The organism is Sphingomonas sp. PEI4 (genome assembly GCF_056679955.1).
This window is the reverse complement of sequence record NZ_CM155258.1, coordinates 1640511-1654335: the sequence shown is the minus strand read 5'-3', so window position 1 is coordinate 1654335 and position 13825 is coordinate 1640511. Positions and strand designations below refer to the sequence as shown.

13 protein-coding genes are annotated in these 13825 nt (G+C 63.3%); 5 read left to right on the top strand and 8 right to left on the bottom strand.

What is annotated here, in order from left to right; all coding sequences use genetic code 11:
- Positions 1–17 precede the first annotated feature (17 nt).
- The 4 genes from AC1MLZ_RS07520 to AC1MLZ_RS07505 form a co-directional block, all read right to left on the bottom strand.
- The gene (locus AC1MLZ_RS07520; RefSeq protein WP_480961086.1) at positions 18–782 is read right to left on the bottom strand and encodes a TadE/TadG family type IV pilus assembly protein; all 765 of its coding nucleotides are present in this window, start codon (positions 780–782) and stop codon (positions 18–20) included.
- Positions 779–1375: a TadE/TadG family type IV pilus assembly protein gene (locus AC1MLZ_RS07515; protein ID WP_480961085.1), complete on the bottom strand. Its 597-nt coding sequence runs from the start codon at positions 1373–1375 to the stop codon at positions 779–781. The genes AC1MLZ_RS07520 and AC1MLZ_RS07515 overlap by 4 nt, the downstream gene beginning before the upstream one ends.
- On the bottom strand, positions 1372–3105 hold the full coding sequence (locus tag AC1MLZ_RS07510) for a TadE/TadG family type IV pilus assembly protein (RefSeq protein ID WP_480961084.1): 1734 nt from the start codon (positions 3103–3105) through the stop codon (positions 1372–1374). Before AC1MLZ_RS07510 ends, AC1MLZ_RS07515 begins: the two co-directional genes overlap by 4 nt.
- 134 nt (positions 3106–3239) lie before the next feature.
- Complete coding sequence (locus AC1MLZ_RS07505; RefSeq protein WP_480961083.1) at positions 3240–4520, bottom strand: DEAD/DEAH box helicase; 1281 nt, start codon at positions 4518–4520, stop codon at positions 3240–3242.
- 344 nt (positions 4521–4864) lie between these two features.
- Between AC1MLZ_RS07505 and AC1MLZ_RS07500 the strand changes: the two genes are divergently transcribed.
- The gene (locus AC1MLZ_RS07500; RefSeq protein WP_480961082.1) at positions 4865–5068 is read left to right on the top strand and encodes a DUF5818 domain-containing protein; all 204 of its coding nucleotides are present in this window, start codon (positions 4865–4867) and stop codon (positions 5066–5068) included.
- Positions 5069–5198: 130 nt separating this feature from the next.
- Here the strand turns inward: AC1MLZ_RS07500 and AC1MLZ_RS07495 are convergent, their stop codons facing one another.
- Positions 5199–5564 carry a DUF4440 domain-containing protein gene (locus AC1MLZ_RS07495; protein ID WP_480961081.1) on the bottom strand — a complete coding sequence of 122 codons (366 nt, stop codon included), beginning with the start codon at positions 5562–5564 and terminating at the stop codon, positions 5199–5201.
- A gap of 210 nt (positions 5565–5774) precedes the next feature.
- On the opposite strand from AC1MLZ_RS07495, the gene AC1MLZ_RS07490 reads away from it, so the two are divergent.
- Together AC1MLZ_RS07490 and AC1MLZ_RS07485 are read left to right on the top strand one after the other, a co-directional pair.
- Positions 5775–6323 carry a TspO/MBR family protein gene (locus AC1MLZ_RS07490; RefSeq protein ID WP_480961080.1) on the top strand — a complete coding sequence of 183 codons (549 nt, stop codon included), beginning with the start codon at positions 5775–5777 and terminating at the stop codon, positions 6321–6323.
- Positions 6324–6382: 59 nt separating this feature from the next.
- Complete coding sequence (locus AC1MLZ_RS07485; protein ID WP_480961079.1) at positions 6383–6682, top strand: DCC1-like thiol-disulfide oxidoreductase family protein; 300 nt, start codon at positions 6383–6385, stop codon at positions 6680–6682.
- A gap of 182 nt (positions 6683–6864) precedes the next feature.
- Here the strand turns inward: AC1MLZ_RS07485 and AC1MLZ_RS07480 are convergent, their stop codons facing one another.
- Both AC1MLZ_RS07480 and AC1MLZ_RS07475 read right to left on the bottom strand, forming a co-directional pair.
- On the bottom strand, positions 6865–8655 hold the full coding sequence (locus AC1MLZ_RS07480; protein ID WP_480961078.1) for an IlvD/Edd family dehydratase: 1791 nt from the start codon (positions 8653–8655) through the stop codon (positions 6865–6867).
- A 59-nt stretch (positions 8656–8714) separates the two neighbouring features.
- Positions 8715–9860 (bottom strand): aldose epimerase family protein, encoded by a 1146-nt coding sequence (locus tag AC1MLZ_RS07475; protein WP_480961077.1) that lies wholly within the window; start codon positions 9858–9860, stop codon positions 8715–8717.
- Positions 9861–10015: 155 nt separating this feature from the next.
- On the opposite strand from AC1MLZ_RS07475, the gene AC1MLZ_RS07470 reads away from it, so the two are divergent.
- On the top strand, positions 10016–11326 hold the full coding sequence (locus AC1MLZ_RS07470; RefSeq protein ID WP_480961491.1) for a sugar MFS transporter: 1311 nt from the start codon (positions 10016–10018) through the stop codon (positions 11324–11326).
- A 32-nt stretch (positions 11327–11358) separates the two neighbouring features.
- Here AC1MLZ_RS07470 and AC1MLZ_RS07465 read toward each other — a convergent pair whose 3' ends face one another.
- Complete coding sequence (locus tag AC1MLZ_RS07465) at positions 11359–12120, bottom strand: FadR/GntR family transcriptional regulator (RefSeq protein ID WP_480961076.1); 762 nt, start codon at positions 12118–12120, stop codon at positions 11359–11361.
- A 108-nt stretch (positions 12121–12228) separates the two neighbouring features.
- Here AC1MLZ_RS07465 and AC1MLZ_RS07460 point away from each other — a divergent pair, with 108 nt between their 5' ends.
- Complete coding sequence (locus tag AC1MLZ_RS07460; protein WP_480961075.1) at positions 12229–13782, top strand: aldehyde dehydrogenase (NADP(+)); 1554 nt, start codon at positions 12229–12231, stop codon at positions 13780–13782.
- Positions 13783–13825: the final 43 nt, after the last annotated feature.

The window sequence follows — 13825 nt, the reverse complement described above, 5'->3', positions numbered from 1 at the left end:
GATATGCGCCACTGCCGTTATGATGGAACGGTGGTGGAAAACAGCCTGCAATCGGAACGGGCGCTACCCGAAAGCGCGCCGTCGTTCCGCAACGAATAGGCTGTTCTCTGGCGAACGTTGAACGCCTGCAGTCGCCGGATGGTCAGCTTACCCAGATAGTTGATCGGCACGACCGGTTGATAGGCGTAGACGACCTCCGCGACCATCACGGCAGTACCGGTCGATGCGGCTATCATGTTGGTCGAAGAGCCCATGCCATCGATGGTCGATCGGGTTTCGACGGCCCCGTGATCGTTCGCGGTACTGCTGATATCGGTGACCGCCGCTCCGTTGCTATCGCGCGGAAGCCCGTACGTCGACGTCACCGCAAGCGCGCCGGCACATCGCTGCCAGCGGATCCACTGTCTGAATCCCTTCGGGTTGGTCGTCGTGATCGCACCGGTGCCTCCGGTACCCGTCGTCGTCGTTCGCTGTTCGAGGTCGGACAGGATGATCCGTCCATTTGCGGCAAATCCGATCGAGTCCCCCATCTTCTTCGCGCCGGTCATCAATTCGTTGATGTCGGCTTCGTCGATCGTCGTCCGAACGCGGCCGGCGTTGTCGGCGACCGTCATCGCGATCTGCGAAAGCCGCAGATTGGCGCTGACATAATTTGCAAGCTCGAGACCGCCCAGGCCGAGCAGGAGCATGGCCGGGGTGATGATCGCGAATTCGATCAGCGCGATGCCGCGTTCGTCACGCGCGACGCGATCCAGGAGTCGCAGCCGTTTCGTGTCGATCATTTGCATATCGTCGCAGCCTCGGGTTGCGATGCGTAGGGCTGGTTCTTCATCATCGTCGTGCTGGTTACGGTTTCGGTGGAGGACCATCCGAGCAACTGCTTCATCGGCACAAGCTGCGGGTAGGTGACGGTGGCGGTATAATACACGATGTCGTCGGACCCGCCGGTTCCACTCTGTCCGGAATCTGCGTCCCAGGTTCCGTTGCCGTTCAAATCCGAAAAGCAGTCGCCGGCGTTATAGATACCCTTTGGTGCGATGTCGGTCGTGATCGGCTCGGGCTTGCCGACGTTGGAAAACGTGTCGTAGCTCGACGCGACGACGGCGACCGTGGCGCTGGGCAAGATCGTCCGTACCTGGGTGGTGACCGAAGCCCTGATCGTCGCGACCGTCGTAGTCGTCCCGATCGTGACCTGACGTGCCGCCTGGTCCAGGGCCGCCTGCACCTGGATACTGACATATTCCCGGAAGCTGAAGTCCAATAGCGCCATCATCATGACGATCATGGGCCCGGCGACGATCGCGAACTCGACCAACGTCGCGCCGCGCTGATCTCGGCGCAGCGCGCGAACGATAGACCGTAGGGGCGTCTTCACTGGGTCAACCTCAGCGCGCCGATGTTCTTTCCGATCTCGACGAACTTGTCGATGAGGTCACTCGAATTCGACGAGGTCGAGGCTTGACTGGAGTTGCTGGCGCAATTCGTCAGGCTGGGGTCGAGGCTAGTTGCAAAACCCACCACCCACACCGAATACCCCATCGTTTTCGCTTTGGAGCACAGCAGACTGAACCGCGTCTTGTGTCGCGCAAGTTGATCCGATGCGCTGGATGAGTTGCCGCCGGGCGTAATTCGAGCATCTAATCTTTCGACGCCGTACCCGCTGTATAGTCTGTCGTAACCCGTTCCAAACAAGCCATCGGTCATGAAGATGATGTATTTCTTCACGGGCATGCCGTTATAGATATCTGGGTTGTTTGGGCCAAACACGCCGTTCGCTGATGCCCATCGCGCACCCCACATCATGCCGAAGTCATGATATGTTCCACCATCCGGATCCAAACTGTTAAGATACTTGTTCATGCCTGCACGATCCCATGCCTTCATGGGTACGGCCGCTGTCGGACATGCGTATTGCGGTTTGTACGGCTCGCCCGGATTAATACCTACCTCATAGGGAGCGTATTCGATTTCAGATAAATACGGTTTCCATTTTGTTTCGTCACTATTGGGAATCAAATCGATATCGAGATCATAGGCACCTGCCGGGATCACCGTCGCAGTCGCTGACATCTGAGTTGTCTGACGTTCTTCGGTGCAACCTTTCCAGGTCACAAATTTGCTGGTCTGCGAAACAGGATAATATCCGCTCGTGTCGGCGGTGCCGATCAACGGAGATATGTCGACGGATTTGCCATTCACAAAATCCGTAGTGTCCCGCTCGATCTCATCGTATGAGAAGTAGCTACATGTATTTCTATAGGAGTTGTAATTACCTTTATAACTATCACAGGTTCCCTTGTAATAAGTATCAAATGTCTTAACTTGTCGGGATTGATATCCCCACTTACCCTGATACATGTAGCTAGGGTTGGTGCTCATCAAGGCGGCGCCTACGTTGACCGTACTCGCATAGGGGACAATCCCGTATCTGAGGCGAAGCCCCGACGCTTCGAGCTTTGTCTGTACGGGGGCGAGTTGATCGTAGAGTGCCAAGACCGCATTACGCAGGCCGACGATCTTCGTATTCGTGTCGAAGTAACTGGCCTTGTCCTCCATCGATCCCGTGGTATCCAAGACCAGGACGATATCGGTGTTCACGAAATCCTGGCTGGCGTTGCAGGAAACCGCGACCGGTAGCGACGCGTAGCCGAACAGCGTCATGATCGTCGTCGGCATGGTGGTCGCGGCGGTGATGACGACGGTTTGCGCCGATCCCGTGGCACTCGTAACTTGGGGCACGAACGCCGTCGTGCCGAACACGAGCTGCGGAAAGTTGAAATTGAAGAACTTCAGCGCTTCGGCTTTCACGGCCGCGTCGACCGTACTCGCTGTCATCGCACGCCGCCCTGCCAACGCCGCGGCATCGCAGGCTTCTTGGAGATGGGTGCGGGCGAGATAGGCCCGGCCGATGTCGACGCCAGACCCCACTACCGCCAGCAGCGGGATGAGAAAAAACGCCCAGAGCGTCAGCACATTGCCGGCGGTATCGGACCCGATCGCCTTTACGCTGCGAAGCAGGACGCGGCCCCGCGACGATGCAGGCCTCCCGCATTGGGAGGCGAGCGTGGCAAAACGAGGCAAGCGTGTTTCAGGAAAAGCCGACATAACCGTGAATATCGCGGCAAAGCTTTAAAATCTGGTCAGCATGGCCGGAAAATCGCAGGCGCGTCGTCGCGCGACCTTATGATCGCAGATGCGGATCGGTTACGGTGCCCCCCGCAGCCCGATCCGGTATCGTCTCAGGCAGCCTTCGCCGCCATGCGTGCGGCCATTTTCTCTTCTTCGGTCCAGACCTTGCGTTCACGTTCCTTGACGGGCTTGACCTGCTTGACCGGCCCGCCGCCGAGCACGGGCGCGCGCTGGGTCGAGTGGCGCGCCACTTCGCAATGCCACGGATGATCGTCCTGAACCGTCAGGGTGCGACCGATCTCGCGTTCCACGTCGTGCAGCCACGCGCGCTGTTCGGCATCGCACAGCGTGATCGCAAAGCCGCTACGTCCCGCACGACCGGTCCGACCGATCCGGTGGACATAGCTCTCCGGCAGGCTCGGCAGGTCGTGGTTGAAGACGTGCGTCACCGTGTCGACGTCGATCCCGCGCGCGGCGATATCCGTCGCTACCAGCACCTGCACGGTCCCGGCGCGGAAAGCGTCGAGCGCGCGCTCGCGCTGACCCTGCGACTTGTTGCCGTGCAGTGCCTCGGCGGTAATACCGCCCTCGCTGATGAAGGCGCAGACGTCGTTGGCGATGTTCTTCTGCAGCGTGAAGACGACGGCCTGGCCCATGTTTGGCGTCTGCAACAATGCCAGCAGCGCCGCCTTCTTGTCGGTCGCGTCGAGGAACATCACCGACTGCTCGATCCGGTCGACCGTGGTCGACGGCGGGGCGATCTCTACCTTCGCCGGATCGCGCAGAAGGCTTTCGGCCAACGCGGCGATGGATTTCGGCATCGTTGCCGAAAACAACAGCGTGTGCCGGTCCTCAGGCAACGTGGCGACGATGCACTCGATCGGCTTGGCAAAGCCCATGTCGAGCATCTGGTCGGCCTCGTCGAGTACCAACGCTTCGAGCGTGGACAGGTCGCAGAGCTTCTGCTCGATCAGATCCAGCAAGCGGCCCGGTGTCGCGACGATGATGTCGACGCCAGCATCGAGCGCCTTGACCTGATGGAACTGGCTGACGCCCCCAAAGATCGTCGTCACGCGAAGCGGCAGATGACGGCCGAAATTCTCGAAGCCCGCCGCGATCTGGGACACCAGTTCGCGCGTGGGTGCAAGCACCAGGACGCGGGCGCCACCCTTGGGCGCCGGGCGGGGATCCGCGGCAAGGCGGTGCAGCAGCGGGAGGGCGAAGGCCGCGGTCTTGCCCGTACCGGTCTGCGCCATGCCCAGCACGTCACGGCCCTGCAGCAGTATCGGGATCGATTGGGCCTGGATCGGCGTAGGGCTCGCATAGCCCTGCTCGGCCAGCGCCTGCAGCAAAAACGGCGCGAGCGAAAGATCGGTGAAAGTCATGGTCATCGAGCGGCGCCTCCAGCGCTGAGCTAGGCTGCGCCTGGTCGGGCTTAGCGTATCAAGAGCGCGAGCTGTTAGGTTTTATGCTGCACTGCGTCAATGTCGAAAACCGTGCGCCAATGTTCTACCGGCCGTGCGTTTGCTCCGAAAGCTCATCAGGTCGATCTCGGTGTCCCGTTGACGGTCTCTTCGGCAGACGAATGCGTGCAGGGTTTCAGGACCGTCGCAGTAGACGAGGTTGCTGGCGTGCGGCATGCAGTTTCCTGATTGCGACCCTTGCGCATCGCACGACGGTCGCGACAGGCTGCTGATGATCCACCGTATTTCCGCATTGAAAGCAACGCGCGCGCATGACGATGAACGAGACCAGGATCGACGAGACGGGTACGCTGGTACGCGACGGTGGCGCGTTCTATCTGCGGCGTGATCGGGGCGGGCGATATCAACTCGAACTCCATCGGACACCGGTCGACCTGGTCGAGAAGCGCGTCCGCGTCGTTGGCACGCTCGTCGGTCCGGACCTGGTCAATGCCGATGGTGTAGCGCCGGCCTGACCCACCGTTTCACGTCTTGAGCGCATCCGACCGACCCGCTCGACGTGGTCATCGGCCAAGAGAAATCAGATTATGCGCGGCCGCGCGCAACAGGCCAAAAAGGGGCAGCATGCCGCTCCTTTCCGTGGTTTTAGGCTGCGCTGGCGACCGGGGCCGGTGTCTGCTGATGTTGGACGACACGCCACTCCTCGTGGTCCAAACGACGCATCGTGGTCGTGCAGTACGCGGTGTAGCCGATCGCCCCGTCACGACTGGCTTCGGCCTTGTAGGCGATCGCGATCAAACCCTCTTGCGGGCGCATGATCTGCTGTTCGCTGAACGTCACGTCCGACCACCGTGGCGTGTTGGCTACCGCTTCGATGGCTTGTGCGCCGGTCAGCACGAAAGGCTTCTCCGGCAGCACCATCACGCATTCCTCGTCGATCAGCGAGCGGTACTGTTCGGCATCGCCCGTCCACAGGCTTTCCTCGAAGGTCCAAACGCGATTGTCGTCCATTCCGCTACTCCTTGCCTAGCTATCGAGTTGTCTGACTCACGAGCGCGGAGACGACGTGAAACGTTCCTTGAAGGTGACCGAGACGCGGCGTTTTTCGGATCGAAAGCATCCTATGTTTCGGAAACGCTTCGATTGCCTGTCGTTGGCGGAACGTCGGGTGCGTTGCTTCGCTTTGCAAAGCGGACAAACGTCCGGAATGAGGAAGCTCGAATGACGCAGGCTGGCAGGGACGCAACGGATGACCTTCGCCCTGGAATAGGTCGGGTCGCGGCATTTGCGGTCGTCGCGACAATACTCGGGGCAAGCGCGGTGCTCGGGCGACGCAATGCACCCGATCCCTCTCATCCTGGTATCCGCCGCTGGTACAAACGACTCGACAAGCCGGCCTTTACGCCACCCGACGCTGCGTTCGGAGCGGTCTGGCCGGTGCTGGAGACCGGCTTGGCAGTTGGCGGCTACCGGTTGCTGCGCCGCCCGAGCAGTACCCCGCGGAACCTCGCGGTTGGCTTGTGGCTACTCAACACCGGCATGGTCGGCGGCTGGACCGAACTGTTCTTTCGCAAACACAAGCTCGGTTCGAGCGCGGCGGCGTCAGGGGCAATGATCGTCACCGGAACAGGTTATGTTCTGGCGGCCGCGAAGGTCGATCGGACAGCGGCCGCGACGGCGGTGCCGTTCGTTGCCTGGATCGGATTCGCGACGGTGCTTGCCGAACGTATCTGGGCACGGAACCAGCGCTCGATCGGGTCGGGCGCTTGAAACGCGTGACGGTCTGGCATGATGGAAGTTGTCCCCTGTGCCGGCAGGAGATTGCGCTGATGCGTCGCCTCGATCGTCGCGGAGCGATCTCGTTCATCGATGCCAGCAGCCCCGACACTGTCTGTCCGCTTGATCGTGCAGCTATGCTTGCGCGGTTTCATGCCAGTGAGGACGGGCAGACGGTATCGGGCGCGGCGGCGTTCGCGGCAATGTGGCGGGCAATACCGATGCTGCGTCCACTCGGTCTTGCTGCGCGAAACCGGTTCGTTCTTGCCGGGCTGGAGCGGGCATACCGGGTATTTCTTGGTATCCGGCCAAGCTTGCAGACGGTCGCTCGAAAACTGGCGCGATCATCATGAGACGTGTCGTTACAAGGATCACCGAATTTCGCTCGATGGTTCTTTGCTTCGAGCGCCGATCTAGGAGCCTAACCGTCGCCGCACGCTTTTGAGAGGATGCTCGCCTCACATGATCGGCACATGATCGGCTCGGGGTGCCTCCCGCGGCCAAGCCATGGCCGCGGGGAACATCGGAACCTCACTCAGTGATTGTCGCGCGGTAGGCCCATGGTCTGCGCGATGCGCTGGTACTTTTCAGCGCCTTCGAGGATCGCGCCGGTTTCCATCTGGCCGACGGTCGCGCGCTGAATTTCCTGCCAGGGCGTCTGCGAGCGCGGGAAGGCATAGCCGCCCGCTTCGGTCAGCGCGCGGCGCCGTTCGGCCAGTTCCTCGTCGGAGATCAACACGTTGGCCGATCCCTTGGCGAGGTCGATGCGAACGCGGTCGCCGGTGCGGATCAGCGCGAGGCCACCCATCGCCGCAGCCTCAGGCGAGGCGTTGAGGATCGAGGGCGATCCCGACGTGCCCGACTGGCGACCGTCACCGATGCAGGGGAGGGCGTGGACGCCTTCGCGGATCAGATACGCCGGCGGCCGCATGTTGACGACCTCGGCCGCGCCCGGATAACCGATCGGCCCTGCGCCGCGCATGAACAGCAACGTATCAGTGGTAATGCCGAGCGAAGGATCGTCGATCCGGTGGTGATAATCCTCCGGCCCGTCGAACACGACCGCGGGGCCCTCGAACGCTTCGAGGTCATTCGGGTTGGACAGATAGCGCTCACGGAACTCCGGCGAGATCACGCTGGTCTTCATGATCGCCGAGTCGAACAGGTTGCCGCGCAGCACGATGAAGCCGGCATCCTCCAGCAACGGCGTCGCGAACGGGCGGATGACGCGCTCGTCCTCGATCGTCGCGGTCCGGCAATTGTCGCCGATCGACTTGCCATTGGCGGTCATCGCGTCTTCGTGGATCAGGCCCTGCTTCATCAGCTCGGCGACCACCGCTGGCACGCCGCCCGCGTGATAATAATCCTCGCCGAGATACTCGCCGGCGGGCTGGAGGTTGACCATCAGCGGCACCTTGTGGCCGTGCGTCTGCCAGTCGTCGATCGGCAGGTCGACGCCGATGTGGCGTGCGATCGCCGCCAAGTGGATCGGTGCGTTGGTCGAGCCGCCGATCGCCGAATTAACGACGATCGCGTTGTGGAACGCCTCCTTGGTCAGGATGTCCGAAGGCTTCAGATCTTCCGAAACCATGTCGACGATGCGCTTGCCGGTCTTGTACGCGACTTCCTGGCGGTCACGGTACGGCGCGGGGATCGCGGCCGAGCCCGGCAACTGCATGCCGAGCGCCTCGGCAAGGCTGTTCATCGTCGTCGCGGTGCCCATCGTGTTACAATAGCCGGTCGACGGCGCCGACGACGCGACGAGCTTGATGAAGCCTTCGTCGTCGATCGCGCCGGTCGCGAGCAGTTCGCGCGCCTTCCACACGATCGTGCCCGAGCCGGTGCGCTCGCCCTTGTGCCAGCCGTTGAGCATTGGCCCCACCGACAACGCGATCGCCGGAATGTTCACAGTCGCGGCCGCCATCAGGCAGGCGGGCGTCGTCTTGTCGCAGCCGATCGTCAGCACCACGCCGTCGAGCGGATAGCCATAGAGGACCTCGACCAGCGCGAGATAGGCAAGGTTGCGATCGAGCCCAGCGGTCGGGCGCTTGCCGGTTTCCTGGATCGGATGAACCGGGAATTCGAGCGCGATGCCGCCGGCTTCACGGATGCCCTCGCGCAGCCGTTCGGCCAGCACGAGGTGGTGGCGGTTGCAGGGGCTCAGGTCGCTGCCGGTCTGCGCGATGCCGATGATCGGCTTGCCCGAGCGCAGTTCCTCCAAGGACAGCCCGAAGTTCAGATAACGCTCCAGATAGAGCGCGGTCATGTCGATATTCTCGGGGTTGTCGAACCACGCGCGGCTTCTGAGTTTGGGCATGTCGGTCATGAGGAGCTTTCTGGAGATCGGATTAAAGTTCGGTGTCGGCCGGTATCTGAGGCCCGGTATCAGCGGGCGACCGACACGCGGTAGATCATGCGGTGGTGATAGGGCTTGCCGGGATCGACGCGTGCCGAGCCGAACGTAGGCTGGTTGGGCGTGTCCGGAAACTTCTGCGGTTCGAGCGCGAGGCCGTCGCCCATGCGGTATACATGGCCCGACTTGCCGACCAGCGAGCCGTCGAGGAAATTGCCCGAATAGAATTGCACGCCGGGCTCGGTCGTCAGCACTTCGAGCACGCGACCCGATGCAGGATCCTCGACCCTTGCTGCCAGGCCCGGCTCGCGCGTCACGCCCTTGTCGAGCACGAAGTTGTGATCCCAGCCGCGACCGATGACGATCTGCGGATCGCGTCCGTCGCGAATGCCGTCGGACAGCGCGCGACCCTTGGTGAAGTCGAACACCGTGCCCGCGACCGGCTTCAGCTCGCCGGTCGGGATCAGCGTGGCGTTGACCGGTGTATACCGTGCCGCGGGGATCGTCAGCCGCTGGCCGTAGATTCCGGTCGCCGAGCCTTCGCCGGCCAGATCGAACAGCGCGTGGTTGGTCATGTTGACGATCGTCGGCGCATCGCTGGTCGCGTCAAAATCGATCGTCAGCGCGCCCTTGTCGTCGAGCGCGTAGGTGACCTTGGCCACCAACGTGCCGGGATAGCCTTGATCGCCCGCCGGGCTGGTCAGCGTCATCACGACCTTCGCCTGCGCGCCATCGGCGACCGACACGATCTTCCACACCAGCTTGTCGAACCCGACGGTGCCGCCGTGCAGCGTGTTCGTCTTGTCGTTGAGCAGCAACTGATACGCCTTGCCGTCGAGCGTGAAGCGACCGCCGGCGATACGGTTGGCATAGCGGCCGATCGTCTGGCCCCAGAAGTTGGGCGCGGTGACATAGCTTGCGGCATCGTCGTAGCCGAGTGTGATGTCCGCCGTCTTGCCGTTTCGGTCGGGCGCGTTGAACGACTGGAGCGTCGCGCCGAGCGTCATGATTCGCGCGCTGACGCCGTTGGTGCCGGTCAGGGTGACCGCCTCGATCGTAGTGCCGTCGGGCAATTTACCGAACGCCTCACGCTTGGCCGACGCGGCGTCCGCCGCCTGCGCTGACACTGCCGTTAACACGGCCGCTACGATGATCCCCGTTTTCTCGATTGCGCGCATTCCGGTTCCCGTCCTTAATCGCCCGACGCCGTTGACGCGCCTTGTGAGGCTATATAGTCGGACAATATATTTCTGAGCAAGCCATGCGGGAAAAGACTGTCGTCCAGTCGCCGACATGGCACGGAGGGTGAGCGATTATGGCGATGCCGATACAGATGCAACGACCCGTAGAGGGCGCAGCGACACAGGGTCCGCCGGGCGGCAGTCCCAGTTACCGCTCCGCATTGACCCTGCTCGCCAGCCTGTTCTTCATGTGGGGCTTCATCACGGTCATCAACAACACGCTGCTGCCGCATCTTCGCAGCGTGTTCGACCTCAGTTACACGCAGACCACGCTGATCGAGAGCGTCTGGTTCATTGCCTATTTCTTCGCGTCGATCCCGTCGGCCAAGCTGATCGAGCGGGTAGGCTATCAGCGCGCGATGGTGTTCGGGCTCGGCCTGATGGCGGTCGGTGCGCTGATGATGGTGCCTGCCGCGCGACTGCCGTCCTACGGCGTCACGCTGTTCGCGCTGTTCGTGATCGCGAGCGGCATCACGCTGCTCCAGGTCGCGGCCAACCCGTATGTCGCGGTCGTCGGTCCATCCGAAACCGCGTCGTCGCGACTCAATCTTGTGCAGGCGTTCAACTCCGCCGGCGCCACGCTCGCGCCGTTGTTCGGTGGGTATCTGATCCTCGGCCGCTCGACCTCAGGCACCGCGGTTGCCGGATCGACCGCGGTGCTGACGCCGGCCGAGCGGCTCGCCGACGCACAGTCGGTGGTGTTGCCGTATCTGATCGTCGCGGGCGTGCTGGTGGTGCTCGCGATCGTGATCGCGCGCTTCCCGTTGCCGGCAATGGGTGCATCGACGCAGCGCTCGGCCAAGGCGGACCGCAAGGGGCTGTCGCTCTGGTCGCACCGCAACCTCGTACTCGGCATCCCGGCGATCTTCATTTATCTGATAGCTGAGATCGGCGTCGCCAATTTGTTCATCAATTTCGTCAGCCAGCCGCAGATCGGTAATTTGACGCACGAACAGGCCTCGCATTACCTGTTCATCCTGTGGGGTGGCATGATGGTCGGCCGGCTGGTCGGCAGCGTCGTGATGCGGACGATCCCTGCCGAGCGCGTGCTGGCGGTGGCGAGCATCGGCGCGTTCGTCGTGATGCTGATCGCGACCTTCACCACCGGCCATGTCGCGATGTGGGCGCTGATCTCGGTCGGGCTGTTCCACTCGATCATGTTCCCGACGATCTTCACGCTCGGCATCCGCGGCCTCGGACCACTGACCGAGGAAGGATCGGGGTTGCTGATCATGGCGATCGCGGGCGGTGCGCTGGTGATCGTCCAGGGTTGGCTCGCCGATACCTACGGGTTGCAGATCTCGTTCCTGCTGACCGCGGTGTGCGAACTCTACATCCTGTTCTACGCGGTCTGGGGCTCGCGCGTGACCGACGCGCTGCCCGATCCCGTCACCGCCTCCTGAAGACGCTTACCGAGACCGGCGATGGCGTGCGATCAGCGCGCCATCGCGAGTTTCGTATCTTCCAGCGCCAGATCGACCAGCGTCCGCATCGCCGTGCTGGCACCGTTCGCATCGCCCGCGGCGATCGCGTCATACACCAGCACGTGATCCGGGATAGGATTGCGGGGCAGGGCGCGGGCCCGCTGTTTGAACTGCGTGGTCCAGTTGACCGCAGCGCCGATGCTCGCACTCAGCACGATCAGCGCGTCGTTGCGCGTCGCGGTCAGCACGGCGTCGTGGAACTCACGGTCCGCTGCGCGCCCGGCTTCGGTGGCCAGCGTATGTCGCCGCATCGCCGCCAGCGCGTCCTTCATGATCTTCAGGTCGGTCCGTTCGCGCCGTTCCGCCGCAAGCGCCGCCGCTGCGGGCTCGACGATCGCGCGCAATTCGAACAGTCCGCGGACGAAACTGATGTCGGGCTCGCCGGCAAACGCCCAGGCGAGCACGTCGGGATCGAGCAGGTTCCACCGGCTGCGGGGGAGTACGCGCGTGCCGATCTTCGGACGGCTCTCGACCAGCCCCTTGGCGGTCAGGACCTGGACCGCCTCGCGGTAGGCGCTGCGCGAGACATCGAGCGTCTTCGAGAACTCGACCTCACCCGACAAGGTATCGCCAGGGGCATACTCCCCCGACAATATCGCCGTACCGAGCTTGTGCGCGACCGCACCGTGGAGGCGCCGGCCAGTGCCGCGCGGTGCGCGGGCGATCGGTGTTTCGTCTTCGCTGGCGACCCCAACGCGATCGATGTCCGTCATAACGCTTGCTCCCTATGCGAGGCGTAACAGCCCCTGCGCGATCAAGGAACGACAAAGATTGCCAAAGCCTGATGCCGCTTATATGTCGGAGTATAGGGAGTGGATACAATGTCTGAGACAAGCATGACACGCGAGATCGAGGGTTCGGTCTTCAGATCCGTCGAGGCAGCGACCGGTGTTGCGGTGGGTAATCCCATCGCTGTTCATGGTCCAGCCGAAGTCGAGGCCGCCTGCGCCGCCGCCGACGCCGCCTTTGATGCGTATCGCGCGACCGCCAACGACGCGCGGGCCGATTTTCTGGAACGGATCGGCGCGGAGATCGTCGCGCTCGGCGACGAGCTGATCGTCACCGCGATGCGTGAAAGCGGCTTGCCGCGCGCGCGCCTGGAGGGCGAGCGCGGTCGCACGGTCGGCCAGTTGAAGCTGTTTGCGGGCGTCGTTCGTCGCGGCGGCTGGATGGGATTGCGAATCGATCCGGCACTCCCCGATCGCGCGCCATTGCCACGTCCCGATCTGCGCTTGCGGATGATCCCGCTGGGCCCGGTCGCGGTATTCGGCGCAAGCAATTTCCCGTTCGCCTTCTCGACCGCCGGTGGCGACACCGCGTCGGCACTGGCCGCCGGTTGCCCGGTCGTCGTCAAGGGTCACCCGGCGCATCCTGCGACCGGTGCGATGGTCGCCGGCGCGATCGACGCTGCGGTTGCGGCCTGCGGATTGCCGCAGGGTGTGTTCTCGCATCTGGTCGGTCCCGGCAACGATCTCGGCAGCGCGCTGGTGCAGGATCCGCGCATCGCCGCGGTCGGGTTCACCGGATCGCGCGCTGGCGGCTTGGCGCTCGTCAAGCTGGCGCAGACTCGCGAAGTCCCGATTCCGGTCTATGCCGAGATGTCGAGCATCAACCCGGTCGTGCTGCTGCCCGAAGCCCTGAGGGCTCGCGGCGCGGCGCTGGGAACGGCGTTCGTCGGGTCGCTGACGATGGGCGCGGGGCAGTTCTGCACCAACCCCGGTCTCGTGCTCGCGGTCGAAGGCGAGGGGCTCGATGCGTTCGTCTCCGCCGCCGCTGCCGCGCTGCCCGACGCACCCGCTGCGACGATGCTCACCGGCGGTATCCATGCCGCGTACGAGCAGGGCATTGCCGCGCTCGCGAGCCATGAGGCGGTGAAGGAGATTTCCCGCGGCAAGGTCGGCGAAGGCGTCGCGCAGGGGCAGGCGGCGTTCTTCGAGACGACCGCCGCACAGTTCCTGAGCGACAAGGCGCTGGGTCATGAAGTGTTCGGTGCGTCGTCGCTGCTGGTGCGCTGCACGAACGAGGACGAGCTTCATGCCGTGTTGCGCGCCGCCGAGGGTCAGCTGACCGCGACGATCCAGATGGATGCGGACGATGCCGACATGGCGTCGCGGCTGATCCCGCTGCTCGAGCGCAAGGCCGGGCGGATCCTCGCCAATGGCTGGCCGACCGGTGTCGAGGTCGCGCATGCGATGGTGCATGGCGGTCCGTTCCCGGCGACCTCGGACGGCCGCTCGACCTCGGTCGGCAGCCTCGCGATTGATCGCTTCCTGCGTGCGGTGTCGTACCAGAATTTGTTGCCCGAACTGCTGCCGGAGGTGCTGCGTGACGACACGACCGCGCCGCGGCTGATCGACGGCGTTCCCGCCAACTAAACTGAGATATCCGGCGACGAACCGTAACAGCGGCGTCCCGACT